This window comes from Brevibacillus antibioticus, from assembly GCF_005217615.1.
Lineage (GTDB): Bacteria > Bacillota > Bacilli > Brevibacillales > Brevibacillaceae > Brevibacillus > Brevibacillus antibioticus.
In genome coordinates this window covers 1,958,759-1,978,352 of record NZ_SZNK01000001.1, presented here as the reverse complement: position 1 = coordinate 1,978,352, position 19,594 = coordinate 1,958,759, and the positions used below count along the sequence as shown (strand labels likewise).

General features: G+C 47.8%; 1 protein-coding gene. It reads left to right on the top strand.

Annotated elements, in window-relative coordinates:
• Nucleotides 1-102 precede the first annotated feature (102 nt).
• Nucleotides 103-19,566, top strand: a complete 19,464-nt coding sequence (gene tycC / locus E8L90_RS08900; RefSeq protein ID WP_137029046.1) for a tyrocidine non-ribosomal peptide synthetase TycC — start codon at nucleotides 103-105, stop codon at nucleotides 19,564-19,566.
• Nucleotides 19,567-19,594 lie beyond the last annotated feature (28 nt).

Below are 19,594 nucleotides of genomic sequence, written 5' to 3'. Positions count from 1 at the left end.
AGGCGACATAGGAAATGCTATTCCTCCAATAAAAGCTGTGTCATTTCGCTTTTATTGGAGGAACCCTCTATAAATCGATAAATCACAGAGTTGAGGTGCAGAATGAATAAGCAAGAGAACATTGCAAAAATTTACCCGTTAACCCCATTGCAAGAGGGTATGTTGTTTCATGCTGTCAAAGATACAGACAGCAGCGCCTACTGCCTCCAAATGTCGGCAAAGCTCCAAGGCGATTTTCACCTGTCTATTTTTGAAGAGAGCATGAACAAGCTAGTAGAGAATAATGAGGTTTTGCGTACTGTGTTTGTTTATCAAAACCTGCAGCGACCTCGACAGGTTGTTTTTAAAGAGAAAAAAGTTACCGTTCATTTCGAAAACATTGCGCATTTGCTAATAGATGATCAGAACGAATACATAAAAGCGTATACCAGCCAGCACCATACGTTTGAGCTGACGAAAGATATCTTGATGAAGGCAGCGATTTTCCAAACGGGCGAGAGCCAGTATCAGTTCGTTTGGGCATTCCACCATATTATCGTCGACGGTTGGTCTTTGGGCGTATTGCTTCATAAGCTGCTCGGGTACTATGCCGCAATTCGTAAGGGCGAGGCAGTTCCGCGGGAAGCGACCAAACCATACAGCGAATACATCAAGTGGCTGGATAAGCAAAACAAAGAAGAAGCACTTACTTACTGGCAGAACTACCTGGAAGGCTATGACCATCAGGCTGATTTCCCTAAAAAGAAGAATGTAGCGGAAGATGGCCATTATGTACATGTGGAGAATCTTTTCACCGTTGCACCTGAGAAGACTCAGCAGCTGATGCAGATTGCCAACCAAAATCAGGCTACGATGAGCAGCGTGTTTCAATCGCTTTGGGGTATTTTGGCGAGCAAGTACAAAAGTTCAGACGATGTGGTATTCGGTTCGGTTGTATCAGGTCGTCCGCCAGGGATCCAGGGGATTGAGAGCATGGTTGGATTGTTCATTAACACGATTCCAACCCGCGTGCAAACGATTAGGAAACAAACCTTTAGTGGGCTTCTACAAACAGTTCAGAAGCAAGCCTTGGCTTCTGCTTCTTATGATTTCGCTCCGCTGTACGAGATTCAGAGCAAGACGGTACTAAAACAGGAGTTAATCGATCATTTGGTAACGTATGAAAACTACCCGGATAGTGGTTTGAATGATCTGGAGGACTCCTTAGGATTTCAATTCAACGTGGAGAATGGGGAAGAACAGACCTCCTATGATTTTAACGTTGTAGTAGCGGTCGCACCTTCGAATGAGATGTATGTGAAGTTGAGCTATAACGCAGCGGTTTATGAAGAGTCATTCATGAACCGAGTAGAAGGGCACTTGAAAACGATCATAGAGCAGGTCATTCACAATCCGAATGTACTGCTTGAAGATATCGGAATCATCACGGATGAGGAAAAACAGCAATTGCTGGTAGCTTATAACGACACGACCGCCGATTATCCACGCGACAAAATGATTTTCGAGCTGATCGCGGAGCAAGCAAGACAGACGCCTTCGAAAGTTGCGGTTGTTTGCGGTGAAGATCGCCTTACTTATCAGGAGCTTCAGGAGCGTTCCAACCAGTTGGCCAGAGCTTTGCATGGGAAAGGAATTATCCAAGGCAGTATCGTCTCCATTATGGCGGAGCATTCACTCGAGTTGATCGTGGCTATTCTGGCAGTTCTAAAATCAGGCGGGGCCTATTTGCCCATTGATCCCGAGTATCCGATAGAGAGAATTCAGTATTTACTGGATGACAGTCAGACGACGATTCTCATGACGCAGTCTCATCTTCAGGAAAAAGTCGAGTTTGAAGGTGATATCTTCTACCTAGACAATCCTTCCTTGTTTGAAGGAGACAGTACGGATCTTGACATAGCATGCACACCGGACGATTTGGCGTATATGATCTATACTTCCGGGTCCACGGGGAATCCAAAAGGTGCGATGATTACCCACCAAGGTCTAGTCAATTACATTTGGTGGGCTAACAAGGAGTATGTCCAAGGGGAAGCTGTAGACTTTCCGCTATACTCTTCCATTTCGTTTGATTTGACTGTCACCTCGATCTTCACGCCGCTTCTGTCAGGCAATACGATCTATGTGTACAGAGGAACAGATAAAGTACAGGTCATTTTAGACATCATTCAAGATAATCAAGTGGGAATCATCAAGCTGACGCCAACACATCTGAAGCTAATTGAAGAAATAGATGGAACAAACAGCAGCATCCGACGCTTTATTGTCGGTGGTGAGAACTTGCCAACCCAATTGGCGAAGAGAATCTATGAGAACTTTGGACAGAATGTCAAGATTTTCAATGAGTATGGACCTACCGAAACGGTTGTAGGCTGCATGATTTATTTGTATGACCCTAAAAAAACCATTCAAGAATCGGTACCAATCGGAGTCCCTGCTGACAACGTCCAGCTTTATTTGCTTGATTCCTCTATGCAGCCGATACCCGTTGGCTCCATTGGCGAGATGTATATATCTGGAGATGGCGTAGCCAAAGGGTATTTCAATAGACCAGAGCTGACCCAGGAAAAATTCATCGATAATCCGTTCCGTCCGGGAACCAAAATGTATCGAACAGGCGATCTGGCGAAATGGCTGCCCGACGGCCATATGGAATACATGGGAAGAATCGACCATCAAGTCAAAATTCGTGGCCATCGGATTGAGATGGGCGAAATTGAGACGCGTTTGACGCAGCATGAATGGATCAAGGAAGCTGTCGTCATTGCTGACAAGGATGACAGTGGTCAAAATGTGCTCTATGCCTACATTGTTTCCGAGCAAGAGTTGACCGTATCGGAATTGAGAGAGCATCTGGGAAGTACACTTCCTTCCTACATGATCCCGTCCTTCTTTGTCCGTTTGGAGGAAATTCCGCTGACAGCCAATGGAAAAGTAGAGCGGAAGAAATTGCCGAAGCCTGATGGTGCAGTTGTAACGGGAACAGCGTACGTCGCGCCGCAGAATGAAACGGAAACAAAACTGGCTGAGATTTGGCAGCAGGCCCTGGGGGTTAGCCGTGTAGGCGTTCACGATCATTTCTTTGATTTGGGCGGACATTCACTGAAGGCTATGACAGTCATCTTTCAAGTCTCCAAAGCGTTGGAAGTGGATTTGCCAATAAAGGCGCTGTTCGAGAATCCGACCGTATCTGAGCTCGCTGCCTTTATCTCGAAATCGGGGAAAAGCAAGTACACAGCCATTCAACCGGTTGAGTTCAAAGAATTTTATCCCGTATCTTCTGCTCAAAAAAGAATGTACATCCTTCAGCAATTTGAAGGAAACGGCATCAGCTATAACATTTCGGGTGCAATGTTACTGGAAGGAAAGCTAGATTACGATCGTTTTGCGAGCACCGTCCAACGATTGGCGAAGCGCCACGAAGCCTTGCGCACCTCCTTCCACCGTATCGATGGTGAGCCTGTACAAAAAGTCCATGATGAGGTCGAAGTACCAATCCTGATGCTGAAGTCTACAGAAGACAAGGCGGAGCAGATCATGCGCGATTTTGTCCGTCCTTTTGACCTCGGAATCGCTCCGTTGATTCGAACTGGCTTGGTCAAGTTGGGCAAAGACCGTCATTTGTTCCTGCTCGACATGCACCATATCATCTCGGACGGTGTTTCATCCCAAATTTTGCTGAGTGAATTTGCCAAGTTATACCAGGGGGAAGCCTTGCAGCCTCTTTCTCTCCAATACAAGGATTTCGCTGCCTGGCAAAATGAGCTGTTCCAGACAGACGTGTATAAGAAGCAGGAGCTCCATTGGCTGAATACGTTTGCTGATGAAATTCCTTTGCTCAATCTGTCGACGGATTATTCGCGTCCAACCATTCAAAGCTTTGAAGGGGATCTTGTGCTTCTTGACACAGGAAAAGAATTGGCGGAGCGTTTGCGCAAGGTGGCAACAGATACGGGAACAACCCTGTATATGGTCTTGCTCGCGGCTTATCATGTGCTTCTGTCCAAGTATTCCGGCCAAGAGGATATCATTGTAGGTACGCCTGTCGCTGGTCGTTCCCATGCCGATGTGGAAAACATCATGGGGATCTTTGTGAATACGTTGGCGATGAGAAATCAGCCTGCGAGCGACAAAACCTTTACCCAATTCTTGCAAGAAGTGAAACAAAATGCACTGGCGGCCTATGACAATCAGGATTATCCATTTGAGGAGCTGGTGGAAAAGCTGGCGATTCAACGTGACATTAGCCGAAATCCTTTGTTTGACACCATGTTTTCTTTGGAAAATGCAAATCAGCAGTCGCTGGAAATCGAGCAGCTTACAGCAGCTCCGTATGAGTTGTTTAACAAAATTTCAAAGTTCGATCTTGCTTTGAATGCGAGTGAATCGCAATCCGACATTCAATTCCAATTCATATTTGGAACGAAGCTGTTCAAGAAAGAAACCGTCCAAAGAATGGCCCATCATTATCTGGAGATCCTGCGTACCCTTAGTGCACAACCGAATGCCAAATTAGCAGAAATCGACATGATGACAGAAGCAGAAAAACGCGCTCTCATCCTGAACGTCAACGATACTTTTGTCGAACGTTCCGCTGATCAGGTTTTGCATCAAATGTTTGAAGACCAAGTATTGCTTACGCCAGATCAAGTAGCTGTAGTCTATGACGGATACACCTTGACCTATCGACAGTTGAACTCCCGAGCCAATCAAGTAGCTCGTTTGCTGCGAAGTAAAGGAACGCAACCAGATACATTGATCGGAATTATGGTAGACCGTTCCATTGGGATGGTCGTGAGCATGTTGGCCGTGTTAAAAGCAGGTGGGGCGTATACGCCAATTGATCCTACCTACCCGCCAGAAAGAATCCAATACATGCTCAGCGACAGCAAGGCTCCGATTCTACTGACACAGCGTCATTTAAAAGAGACAGTAGAGTATGCGGGAGAAATCATCGACGTAGACGATGAAGCGATTTATGCAGGTGACGACACCAATCTTGACCATGACTCTGGCAGGGATGACTTGGCCTATGTCATCTATACATCTGGATCGACTGGAAATCCCAAAGGGGTTATGATCGCGCATCAAGCGATTTGCAATCACATGCTTTGGATGAAGAATGCCTTCCCACTGACTACTGAGGATGCTGTCTTGCAAAAAACGCCATTTTCCTTCGATGCATCCGTATGGGAATTTTATTTGCCACTGATCACGGGGGGACGCCTGGTCCTTGCAAAGCCAGACGGGCATCGTGACATCGAGTACATGACGCGTATGATCAGCGAGGAGAAGATCACGACTTTACAGATGGTGCCTTCCTTGCTGGACCTGATCATGACCGAACCGGGATGGAGCTCTTGCACGAGCTTGCAACGCGTTTTCTGCGGTGGAGAGGCATTGACACCTGCACTTGTTTCGCGCTTTTACCAGACGCAAACAGCACAGTTAATTAATCTCTATGGACCTACAGAATCCACGATTGATGCGACATACTGGATTTGCCCTCGTTTGCCAGAGTATGGCGTGATTCCTATTGGCAAACCGATTGATAACGTCCGTTTGTATGTTGTAAATGCGAGCAACCAGCTCCAGCCTGTAGGGGTTGCAGGAGAACTGTGCATTGCTGGCGATGGTTTGGCCCGCGGCTATTGGAATCGTGAAGACCTGACAACAGCCAGCTTCATTGACAATCCGTTTGAACCGGGTAGTAGGATGTATCGTACTGGCGATATGGTAAGGTACTTAGCCTGCAGCAACGTGGAATATCTCGGACGCATCGACCATCAGGTCAAAATCAGAGGCCACCGGATCGAACTGGGTGAGATCGAAGCAAGGCTTTTGCAGCATGACGGGATAAAAACGGCCATTGTTCTTGCTCGTCCAGATGAAAAAGGGCAAAGCAACTTGTACGCCTATCTCGTTTCCGATCAGGAAATCAAGACAGCCGACCTGAGAGCTTACATGGCTTCCCATTTGCCATCTTATATGGTTCCTTCTTATTTTGTTTACTTGGAGAAGCTGCCGCTCACGGCAAATGGCAAGGTAGATCGCAAAGCATTGCCTCAACCTGAGGGAGCATCCTCATCTGAAGCAGAGTATGTAGCGCCGCGCAATGAAGTGGAAGCCACGCTCGCAGACATTTGGCAAAGTGTACTTGGCGTGAACCAAATCGGGGTATACGATCATTTCTTCGAGTTGGGTGGACACTCGTTGAAGGCGATGAACGTCATTTCTTTGATCCATCGCACCCTTCAAGTAGATGTGCCGTTGAAAACACTGTTTGAATCGCCTACAATCGCTGATTTGTCGGCATACATCGCAACTGCTGGCAAAGGCAAGTATATGACGATTGAGCCTGTCCAAAAGCAGGAGTATTACTCGGTGTCTTCTGCACAAAAGAGAATGTTTATTCTCCGACAGATGGAAGGTGCAGGCATCAGCTACAACATGCCGGGTATCCTGTACATCGATGGCAAGCTGGATACAAAGCGTTTGCAGCAAGCGCTCAAGAGTCTGGTGAGTCGCCATGAATCTCTGCGTACCTCGTTCCACTCCATGAAAGGGGAGACTGTTCAGCGCGTACATGAAGATGTCGAGCTGGAAATCTCGCTGATGGAGTCAACAGAGGGAGAGCTCAAACAAATCGTCGAGCAATTTATTCAACCATTCGATTTGGAAAAAGCGCCACTGATTCGCGCTGGACTGGTCAAACTAGCTCCAGAACGCCATCTCTTCATGCTGGATTTGCACCATATTGTGGTGGATGGTGTATCGATTGGCATTCTGGTTCAAGAGCTTGGCGAGCTTTACCACGGGGGAGAGCTGCCAGAACTGAGCATTCAGTACAAGGACTTTGCCCATTGGCAGAATCAATGGGTCGAGACGGAAGAGTTTGCTGCGCAGGAAGCCTATTGGATCGATACCTTTACGGGAGAAATTCCTGTATTGAATCTTGCAACGGATTATCCGAGACCTTCTGTGAAAAGCTTCGAGGGTGAGCGATTTGTTTTCGGCTCCGGTGCCCTTTTGAAAAAAGAATTGAATCGACTTGCCCATAGTACAGGAGCTACGCTCTACATGGTTCTGCTGGCTGCCTACAATGTACTTCTCTCCAAATACGCTGGACAAGAGGACATTATTGTTGGTGCACCTACTGCTGGCAGGTCCCATGCGGAAACGGATTCGATCATCGGTATGTTTGTCAATACACTGGCATTGCGAAACGAGCCTTTGGGGGATAAGACCTTCCTTAGCTTTTTGGCAGAAGTGAAAAACAATACGCTGAAAGCCTTTGAGAATCAGGATTATCCACTGGATGAACTGATCGATAAGCTGAACATTCAACGGGATCTGAGCCGCAATCCTTTGTTTGACACCGTATTTATCTTGCAAAATATGGATCAAAAGCCGTTCGAAATGGAGCAACTGACGTTTACACCCTATATGGCAGACGTGAATCAGGCCAAGTTTGATCTGTCATTAGAGGCGTACGAAGAAGATGAGGAGATCATTTTTAGCCTCGATTACTGCACCAAATTGTTTACACGAAAAACGATTGAAAAAATAGCAGCACATTTCATCCGAATCCTTCATGTCGTTATGGAGCAACAAGCCATTACTTTGTCCGAAATCATGATGCTTTCCGATGAAGAAAAGCATCGCTTGTTAGTAGAATTCAACCAGACGCAGAAGGAATATCCACAGAACAAGACACTCCATGAGCTATTTGAGGAGCAAGTGGAAAAAACACCTCAGGTTGCTGCAGTTGAAATCGGCGACAAGCAGATGTCCTATCACGAATTGAATGAGCGAGCAAATCAGCTTGCCGTTACCTTGCGTGAAAGGGGAGTAAAGGCCAACCAATTCGTAGGAATCATGGCAAACCGTTCTGTAGAAATGGTTGTGGGAATCATCGCCATTTTGAAAGCAGGTGGAGCCTATGTGCCTATCGATCCCGAATATCCGGAAGAACGTATAGCCTACATGCTGGAGGATTGCGAAGCCCGTCTGGTGCTTACCCAAAAACATCTTGGAGCTAAGCTGGCTTCTAGTGTGAGCGTGGAATGCCTGTATCTGGAGGAGGAGAATAACTATTCTCCCAACCGTTCGAATCTCGAGCCGATTCAAACCGCTTCTGATTTGGCTTATGTCATCTACACATCAGGGACAACAGGCAAGCCAAAAGGAGTAATGATCGAGCATTGTGGCATTGTCAACAGCGTGTTGTGGAAGAAAGAGGAGTATCAGTTTAGCGTCGATGATAGAAGTCTGGTGCCCCTATCCTTTGCGTTTGATGCCTTTGTTCTTTCCTTCTTTACACCGATCCTTTCCGGTTCTACTGTCGTTCTGGCGGAGGATGAAGAAGCCAAAGACCCTGTATCTCTCAGAAACCTCATTGCAACTGCGAGATGCACTCAAATGACATGCGTGCCAAGTTTGTTTCAAGCGATATTGGAATGCGGTTCTGCTGCGGATATCAGTTCCCTGCAAACTGTCACACTTGGGGGCGAAAAAGTAACTGCTCAGCTCGTTGAAAAGAGCAATCAGCAGAATCCGCAATTGGTCATCGTCAATGAATACGGTCCGACAGAAAGCAGTGTCGTCGCCACCTGGCAGCGAATTTCGCAACTGGATTCTTTGATAACGATCGGACGTCCCATTGCCAACACCAGCATCTATATCGTGGACAAATTCCATCAGCTACAGCCAATCGGCGTCGTCGGGGAAATTTGCATCGGTGGCCACGGTTTGGCACGTGGATATTGGAACAAGCCGGAACTCACAGCAGAGAAGTTCGTTTCCCATCCTTATTTGGAAGGCGAGCGGATGTACAAGACTGGCGATCTAGGAAAGTGGCTCCCTGACGGAACAATTGAATTTGTCGGTCGCTTGGATGAACAGGTAAAAGTGAGGGGCTATCGGATTGAAATCGGCGAGATTGAGTCGGTTATGCTCTCCTTTGAAAAGCTGAGTTCGGCTGTCGTGATAGTCCATGAGGACCAACAGGGCCAAGCGGCGCTTGCAGCTTATTACACGGCGGAAGAAAAGCTTGAAGTCTCGAATCTGTGGTCGTATCTCTCACAAAGCTTGCCGTCTTACATGATTCCTACGTACTTGGTCCAGCTCGATCATCTCCCGCTTACGCCTAATGGAAAGATCGACAGGAAAGCCTTGCCAAAACCAGAAGGCAGACCTGTAACCGGAGCAGAATATGTGGCGCCAGCAAGTTCTGTGGAAAGCCGTCTGGTAGAGATTTGGGAACGTGTGCTAGGGGTAAACGACATCGGTGTTCTCGACAACTTCTTCCAGCTAGGTGGGCATTCCTTGAAAGCCATGTCGCTCGCCGCACAGATCCATCGAGAGTATCAGGTCGAGCTTCCACTTAGAGTACTCTTTGCGACACCTACCATCCAGGCATTGGCACAGTATATCGAGACAAGTGGAAAAGACACACATGTACCGATTCAGCCTGTACCACAGCAAGCGTATTATCCTGTTTCCTCTGCACAAAAAAGGATGTTTGTCCTGCGCCAGTTTGAAGGCACCGGCACAGTCTATAACATGCCAAGCGTGATGTTTATCGAAGGCGATCTAGATCGTGCACGCTTTGAAACCGCGATACAGGGGCTTATCAAGCGACACGAATCGTTGCGGACATCCTTCCACACAGTGAATGGTGAGCCTGTTCAGCGTGTACATGAGGCAGTCGAACTGGATGTGCGCTATGAGGATTTGACGGAAGACCAAGTCGAACAAACCATCGAATCATTTGTGCAACCATTTGATCTACAGAAGGCTCCGTTGTTGAGGGTCGGACTCTTCAACTTGGGAGAGAAGCGACATCTCTTCCTGATGGATATGCATCACATCATTTCGGATGGCGTCTCTGTCGGAATCATCATGGAAGAATTCTCGAAGTTGTATCGAAACGAATATTTGCCAGAGCTGGCTGTTCAATACAAAGATTTTGCTGTCTGGCAGAGTGATCTGTTCCAAACAGACATCTATACAAAGCACGAGAACTACTGGTTGAAGTCCTTTGCGGGTGACATTCCGGTACTGAATCTGCCCGCCGATTATTCTCGCCCGCTGGTTCAAAGCTTTGAGGGAGATTGCATTTCGTTCCAAACAGACAAAACGCTGATGGACGAATTATACAAGCTCGCTCATGAGAATCAAACCACGCTGTTTATGGTCTTGTTAGCGGCTTACAATGTGCTCCTTTCCAAATACAGCGGCCAAGAAGACATCGTAGTGGGAACGCCGATTGCTGGCAGATCTCATGCGGATGTAGAAAAAGTCCTGGGGATGTTTGTCAATACATTGGCATTGCGAAACTACCCTGACGGAACGAAATCGTTCCAGGCATTTTTGGATGATGTCAAGCAGAATACACTGCAAGCATACGCCCATCAGGATTATCCGTTTGAAGCGCTGGTCGAAAAACTGGAAATCCAGAGGGATCTCAGCCGAAACCCACTGTTTGACACCATGTTTATTTTGCAAAACCTGGATAAAAAAGCATATGAGCTGGATGGGCTGAAATTTGAAGCCTACTCCGGAGATGGGCAGCAAGGCAACGCCAAATTCGATCTCACACTGGAAGCGTATGAAGATGAGACAGGAATACAATTTGGTCTCGTGTACTCCACGAAATTGTTCGAGAGAGACACGATGGAAAGAATGGCAGGTCATTTCCTCGAGGTGCTTCGAGGGGTCATTGCAAACCAAACAGCGGCGTTGCGTGAAATCAACTTGCTCGGTGAGGAAGAAAAACACCTTGTAACTGTTGCATTCAACAACACGTTTGCCGCGTATCCACGCGAAAGCACGATTCAAGAGCTGTTCGAGGAGCAAGTGGAAAGAACGCCCGAGCATACGGCAGTTGTGATGAACGAACAGATGCTGACCTATCGGGAGCTGAACCAAAAAGCCAATCAGATCGCAAGTGCTCTTCGCCGTGAGGAAATCGGGAAAGATTCCGTGGTCGGACTGATCGCAGATCGTTCTCTCGAGATGATCACAGGCATCATGGGGATTATCAAAGCGGGAGGTGCCTACCTGGGGATTGATCCAGAGCATCCATCCGAGCGCATTTCTTACATGCTCGAAGATGGCGGCGTGAAGGTTGTCCTTGTTCAAAGACATCTGTTGCATCTCGTCGAAGAAGGTCTCATTCCAATCATTTTGGAAGACGAGAGCCTGGAGCAAGAAGATGCCAGCAACCTGACCAATTTCAATGACGCCAAAGACTTGGCCTACGTGATGTATACCTCGGGTTCAACGGGAAAACCAAAAGGAGTCATGGTCGAGCATCGCAATGTCACCCGATTGGTCAAAAATACGAATTACGTTCAAGTACGCGAAGAAGATCGCATGATTCAAACGGGCGCTATTGGCTTCGACGCCATGACGTTTGAGATTTTCGGAGCTCTGCTGCATGGTGCTAGCTTGTTCCTGGTGAGCAAGGATGTTCTGTTGGATGCAGAGAAGCTGGGCAGCTTTCTGCGTGAGAATCGGATTACAACAATGTGGTTAACTTCACCACTGTTTAACCAGCTCTCGCAAGACAACCCGGCGATGTTTGAAGGCTTGCGTGCGTTAATTGTCGGTGGCGAAGCGCTGTCTCCGAGACACATTAACAAAGTGAACAACGCCTATCCGGCTTTGGAAATTTGGAACGGATATGGCCCGACCGAGAACACAACTTTCTCCACGTGCTATCTGATCGAGAAGGAATTCGAAGATAATATTCCGATTGGCAAGCCGATCACGAACTCCACTGCTTATATCGTGGATCGCTACAATCAGCCGCAGCCAATCGGGGTGCCGGGTGAACTGTGCGTAGGTGGAGACGGGGTAGCCAGAGGCTATTTGAACAAGCCGGAATTGACTGTCGATAAGTTCGTTCCGAATCCGTTTGTTTCTGGTGAAAACATGTACCGCACAGGGGATTTGGCGAGATGGAAGACGGATGGAACGATTGAGTATTTGGGACGTATCGACCAACAAGTAAAGATCAGAGGCTATCGGATCGAGCTTGGGGAAATTGAGACTGTTCTCACCAATCTGGCAAAGGTAAAAGAAGCTGTCGTTACAGTGATGGATGATATGAACGGCCAAAAAGCTCTCTGCGCCTATTTTGTTCCAGAAACGGAACTCGACGCAGTAGAGTTGAGAGAAGCGATTTCTAAGGAATTGCCTAGCTACATGGTACCGGCCTTCTATGTCCAAATGGATAAACTGCCTTTGACTGCAAACGGAAAGCTCGATCGCAGAGCGTTGCCTGAACCAGCTGGTGATCGGGTTCAAAGCTCCACATATGTCGCTCCACAAAACGCGACTGAGCAGAAGCTGGCTGAAATTTGGCAAGAGGTTCTGGGTATACATCCGATAGGCATTCACGACAATTTCTTTGAACTGGGCGGACATTCCCTGAAGGCCATGAATGTGATCACGCAGGTGCACAAAGCATTTCAGGTCGAGCTTCCGTTAAAAACACTGTTTGAATCTCCTACGATCCATGAGCTGGCTGTCTATATTACCGCGAGTGAGTTTGAACAGTTCGAGACCATTCAACCAGTAGAGCAAGCAGAATTTTACCCAGTCTCGTTCGCTCAAAAAAGAATGTACATCCTGCATGAGTTTGAAGGAAGCGGGATCAGCTACAACGTGCCAAATGTGCTGATAATAGATGGACATCTGGATTACGAACGCTTTGAACATGCGATCCGCACATTGGTAAAACGACATGAATCGTTGCGAACATCCTTCCATTCGATAAATGGGGAACCCGTGCAACGAGTCCATGAGGATGTCACGCTGCTCATCGGTATTTCCGAGGCGACAGAAGACCAAGTAGAGCAACGGATTCAGGAGTTAGTCCAGCCGTTTGATCTGGAAGTGGCTCCGTTGTTCCGAGTTGACTTGATCAAACTGGGAGCAGAACGACATTTGTTCTTCATGGATATGCATCACATTATCTCCGATGGACTATCGCTTGCAGTCATCGCCAAGGAGTTTGCGAGCTTGTACGAAGAAAAGCAGCTTCCAGATATGCGCATCCAGTATAAAGATTTTGCTGCTTGGCAAATGAAGCTATCCCAGTCTGAGCGTTTCCAAAAACAGGAGGATTATTGGACGAATGTCTTTGCAGGGGAGATCCCGTTACTCAACCTCCCAAATGACTTCCCAAGACCAACTGTTCAAAGCTTCGAAGGCGACACGGTAGCGATCGGTACAGGAAATCAATTGCTTGAGGAGATGCGGCAACTCGCTGCAAATACGGGCTCAACTCTGTTTATGGTGCTTTTGGCAGCCTATAATGTACTGCTGTCCAAATACGCAGGACAGGAAGAAATCGTTGTCGGTACACCGATTGCAGGTCGATCCCACGCAGATGTGGAACGAATCGTCGGTATGTTCGTCAACACGCTCGCCTTGAAAAATGTGGTAGGAGGCAACCTGACCTTCCGCGAGTTTTTGGGTGATGTGAGACAAAATGCGCTACATGCGTTTGAACATCAGGATTATCCGTTTGAGCATCTCGTAGATAAGCTGCAAGTGCGGCGCGATCTAAGCCGAAATCCACTGTTCGACACGATGTTCAGTCTGGGGCTTGCGGACTCATCTGCTTTAGAAATTGCAGGACTCAACATGTCTCCTTACCCGGTAGATGGCAATATCGCGAAATTCGATATCGCTCTGGATGCGATGGAACAACAGGATGAGCTTCTCGTGCAGTTCAGCTATTGCACGAAGTTGTTTGCAAAAGAATCAATCGATCGCATGGCAACTCATTACGTCAATCTTCTAAAGTCGATCATTGCCAATCCAGATTGCAAGCTGGCAGAGATCAGTGTCTTGTCAAAAGATGAGATGGAGCAAATGTTGCAGGATTTCAATGCGACAAAAGCCACTTATCCAACGAATAAAACGTTCCAGGAGCTATTCGAAGAGCAGGTCGAAAAAACACCGAATCAGGTAGCTGTCATCTTCGATGATGAACAGCTAACGTATCGGGAATTAAATGAAAAAGCGAACCAACTCGCACGTGTTTTGCGCCAAATGGGAGTCAAGCCAGAGAGCACGGTCGGAATCATGGTAGACCGTTCCTTGCACATGGTGGTAGGGACGCTCGGTATTTTGAAAGCCGGTGGCGCCTATGTCCCGATTGATCCCGATTACCCATTGGAGCGTCAAACATTCATTTTGGAAGATAGCGATGCGAAGCTGTTCCTTACCTTGCAAAAGATGAATACACAACTTGTATTCCCTCACGAAACTCTTTATCTGGATGCAGAGGGGTTGTATCAGGGAGATGCGAGCAATCTGGAGCCTGTGGCATTGCCGGAACACGCCGCTTACATCATTTATACTTCCGGTACGACTGGCAAGCCAAAAGGAGTCGTGATCGAGCACCGGAGCTATGCGAATGTCGCGTTTGCCTGGCAGGATGAGTATCACTTGGATACCTTCCCGGTTCGCTTGCTGCAAATGGCGAGCTTTGCCTTCGACGTCTCGACTGGCGACTTTGCCAGAGCATTGCTCACAGGAGGACAGTTGGTCATTTGCCCAAATGAGGTCAAAATGGACCCTGCTTCCTTGTACGAAATCATCAAGCGGTATGAAATCACGATTTTCGAAGCGACACCAGCTTTGATTATGCCGTTGATGCATTACATTTATGAAAACAAGCTCGACATCAGTCAGATGAAGCTCCTGATTCTCGGAGCGGACAGTTGTCCAGCCGAAGACTTCAAGACCTTGCTCGCGAGATTCAGCCATACCTTGCGCATTGTTAACAGTTATGGGGTAACAGAGGCATGCATCGATTCCAGCTATTACGAAGAAACAGATGTCTCATCCATTCGCTCGGGCACGGTACCGATCGGAAAACCGCTGCCGAACATGCAGATGTATGTGATGGATCAACAATTGAATCTACAGCCCGTTGGAGTCGTGGGTGAGTTGTGCATCGGTGGAGCAGGGGTCGCTCGCGGTTATTTGAACAGACCTGAGCTGACGCTTGAGAAGTTCGTACCGAATCCATTCGCTCCAGGTGAGTTACTGTATCGTTCGGGTGATTTGGCGAAGTGGCGCGCCGATGGCAATATGGAATTCCTGGGTCGTAACGATCATCAAGTGAAAATCAGGGGTGTCCGTATCGAACTAGGCGAAATCGAGACACAGCTGCGCAAGCTGGACGGAATCTTGGAAGCAGTTGTCATCGCAAGAGAGGATCAGAGACAGGAAAAGTATTTATGTGCGTACTTGGTGGCAGACCATGAGATTGACACAGCACAACTACGCCAGGAATTGCTAAAAGAATTGCCTCAAGCGATGATTCCATCGTATTTCGTAACGCTTGAAGCGCTGCCGCTTACCGCAAATGGGAAGATCGACAGACGTTCCTTGCCAGCGCCAGATGTATCTTTACTCAGAACGACAGAGTACGTAGCACCTCGTACAGTGTTGGAAACGCAATTGGCCCGCGTCTGGGAGCAAGTGCTGAATGTGGAGCAAGTAGGGATTCTGGATGATTTCTTTGTAATTGGCGGTCACTCGCTGCGTGCGATGAGTGTGATTTCGAGCATGCATAACGAATATCAAGTCGATATTCCGCTTCGTGTTTTGTTCGAAAAACCGACAATTCAGCAATTGGCCGCACACATCGAAGAGACAGCAAGAGAACATGTCATTTCGATTCAACCAGCACCTGCGCAAGAGTATTACCCGGTTTCATCGGCTCAAAAGCGCATGTATATTCTCCATCAATTTGAGGGAGTGGGCATTAGTTACAATATGCCTTCGACTATGCTGATCGAAGGGAAGCTGGAACCGGAACGATTAGAGACAGCGTTCAAGCAGCTGATTGAGCGACATGAAAGTCTTCGTACTTCTTTTGCCGTTGTAAATGGAGAACCTGTTCAGAAGATTCACGAGGAAGTTTCTTTTGAACTTTCGTATACAACGATCACAGAAGACCAGGCACAAGAGGTTCTTTCCTCCCTCGTTCAGCCATTCGATCTGGGGGTAGCGCCGCTCATTCGCGTCCGGCTTCTGCATATCGGAGAAGATCGACATGTGCTCTTTACCGACATGCATCATAGCATTTCAGACGGTGTATCTTCTGGTATTCTCCTGACAGACTTAGTGCAGCTATACCAAGGGGAGGTTTTGCCAGAGCTACGAATCCAGTACAAGGACTTCTCCGTATGGCAACAGGAGATTTTCCAATCCGATGCATTCAACAAACAAGAACAGTACTGGGCTCAAGTGTTTGCAGACGAAATTCCTGTGCTAAATCTGCAAACGGATTTCACCCGACCAAGCATCCAAAACTTCGCAGGGGATCAGTATACAATCGGAACCGGCAAACAACTCATGGAAGGCTTGAACCAGCTGGCTCGAGAAACAGGAACGACGCTGTACATGGTGCTTCTTGCAACGTACAACGTACTGCTTTCCAAGTATTCCGGGCAGGAGGACATCATCGTCGGTACACCGATTACAGGCAGATCTCATGCTGAACTGGAACCAATCGTTGGTATGTTTGTGAACACATTGGCGATGAGAAACAAGCCGCATGCTGGAAAAACATTCACCGAGTTGTTGCTGGAAGTCAAGCAGAATGCACTGGATGCTTACGCTCATCAGGATTATCCATTCGAGGAACTGGTGGAAAAACTCGACATTCCGCGAGACTTAAGCAGAAACCCGCTCTTCGACACGATGTTTACTGTGCAGAACAACATGGATGAGTCCATCGACCTGCCCGGTTTGACATTTGCTCCTTTCATGACGGATCAGGCTGGCAACCATTCCAAATTTGATTTGACGGTGATTGCCACAGAAGAGCGTGAGGAGATTAACATTGGCGTCGAGTACAGCACAAGTCTGTTTACGAGAGAAACGATTGAACGGGTAAGCAACCACTTCATGGCTATTGCCCAAATCATTGTGCAAAATCCGCATATCCGCTTGAGCGAAATCGACATGCTCAGGGCGGAGGAAAAGCAGCAAATCTTCGAGAAGTTCAATGATACAGCAGTCAGCTATGTACAAGACAAAACGCTACATCAATTATTCGAAGAGCAAGTCGCGAAGACGCCGGATCAGGAAGCGATTCTCTTTAACGGTCAGTCATTGACGTACAGCGAGCTCAATGAGCGAGCCAACCGACTGGCGAGAGTTCTGCGAACCAAGGGAGTCGGACCTGATCGTCTAGTAGCGGTCATGGCGGAGCGTTCATCAGAGATGATCATTGGCATCCTCGGTATTTTAAAGGCAGGCGGAGCGTATGTTCCGATCGACCCGGCGTATCCGCAAGAACGCATTCAGTACTTGCTTGAGGACAGCAACGCAGCACTGCTTCTCTGCCAATCTGATTTGTCAGAACTATTGTCTCGCGTGTCTAGTGGGCTTGACTGGCTTGATCTGAACGCAGAGCATGACGTCGAGATGGATGGCACCAATCTCGCATCATTCAATCAACCGACTGACCTCGCCTATGTAATCTATACATCGGGGACGACCGGTAAGCCGAAGGGCGTCATGATTCCACATCGGGGAATCGTCAATTGCTTGCAGTGGAGAAGAGATGAATATAGTTTCGGACCGGGAGACAAGGCGTTGCAGGTATTCTCTTTTGCCTTCGACGGGTTTGTAGCCAGCTTGTTCGCTCCGCTTCTCGGAGGTGCTACTTGCGTCTTGCCGAGAGAGGGAGAAGCCAAAGATCCGGTAGCACTGAAAAAGCTGATTGCCCAGGCGGGAGTCACACATTACTACGGTGTACCGAGTCTGTTCCAAGCGATTCTGGATTGCTCGACTGCTGCCGATTTCGCTCCACTGCGTTGCGTAACATTGGGAGGCGAGAAGCTACCCGCGCAGCTCGTGCAAAAAACGAAAGAAAAGTATCCGGCAATCGAGATCAACAATGAATACGGTCCGACTGAAAACAGTGTCGTCACCACCATCTCTCGTTCGATCGAAGTAGGTCAAGATATCACGATTGGACGACCGCTAGCCAATGTACAGGTTTACATCGTAGACACACACCATCATTTGCAACCGATTGGCGTAGTGGGAGAGCTATGCATCGGAGGACCCGGACTTGCAAGAGGTTATCTGAACAAACCAGAGCTCACACAAGAAAAGTTCGTTCCGAATCCCTTTATGCCAGGAGCGCTCATGTATAAAACGGGTGACTTGGTGAAATGGCGGACAGATGGAACGATCGATTACATCGGTCGGGCTGACGAACAGGTAAAGGTGAGAGGGTACCGCATCGAGATCGGGGAGATCGAGAGCACCATCCTCGCTTACGATGGCATCGATCAAGCAGTGGTGGTTGTGCAAGAGGATGAGTTAACTGCCGGACAGTATCTTTGCGCTTATTTCATCCCAGTAGCAGAGGTATCTGTGTCTGAGCTGAGAAGGCATCTGGCGAAGGAACTGCCTGCTTACATGGTTCCAAGCTATTTTGTTCAGTTGGATCAACTGCCGCTTTCGGCCAATGGAAAAGTGGATCGCAAAGCGTTGCCGAAGCCACAGCCATCGGATGCGACCACACGTGAGTTCGTGGCACCAAGAACTGCGACCGAGCATCAATTGGCTGCCATTTGGCAAGAAGTTTTGGGGATAGACCCAATCGGCATCACTGACCATTTCTTTGAACTGGGTGGACATTCATTGAAAGCAACGCTGCTGATTGCAAAGGTGTATGAGTACATGCAGATTGAATTGCCGTTAAACCTCATCTTCCAGCACCCAACCATTGAGAAGGTAGCGGATTTTATCACGCACAAGAACTTCGAGGGCAACTATGGAAGAGCCATTCTCTTAAATGAAGCGACGGAGCGAAAGGTATTCAGCTTTACGCCTATTGGAGCCCAAAGTGTCTATTACCAGAAGCTTGCTGATGAAATCAAGGGCGTTTCCCTGTACAGCTTTGATTTCATCGAAGAAGACAATCGCCTTGAGCAGTACATCGAAGCCATCCTCGAGATTGATCCAAAAGGACCCTATACCCTCATGGGATATTCATCGGGAGGAAATCTGGCTTTTGATGTCGCAAAAGAACTAGAGAACCAAGGACATGTCGTGACCGACCTCATCTTGTTCGATTCGTACTGGAAAGACAAGGTGATGGAGAGGACTCTTGCGGAAACAGAGAGTGACATTGCCCAGTTATTTGCCGAAATTGGAGAAAACATCGAGATGTTCAACATGACACAGGAAGACTTCAATTTGTACGCTGCCAATGAATTCGTCAAGCAAAGCTTCATCCGAAAAACGGTCAGCTACGTCATGCACCACAATCAACTGATCAATACGGGTGCAACGAACGCAGCGATCCATCTCATTCAATCAGAGCTGGAATCGGGTGGGGAAGAGCTGGTGGCAGTCAAGTGGAATGAAGCCGCTTGGACACAGGCTACGAAACAACTGATGACGTACGAAGGGTACGGAATCCACTCCAGAATGTTGGGAGGAAATTACGTGTCGATGAATGCCTCCATCCTCCGAAACATCCTGCAAGAGCTGTTCATTCTGAAATAAGATCGCGGCTTTGTGATGAATCCCCTTG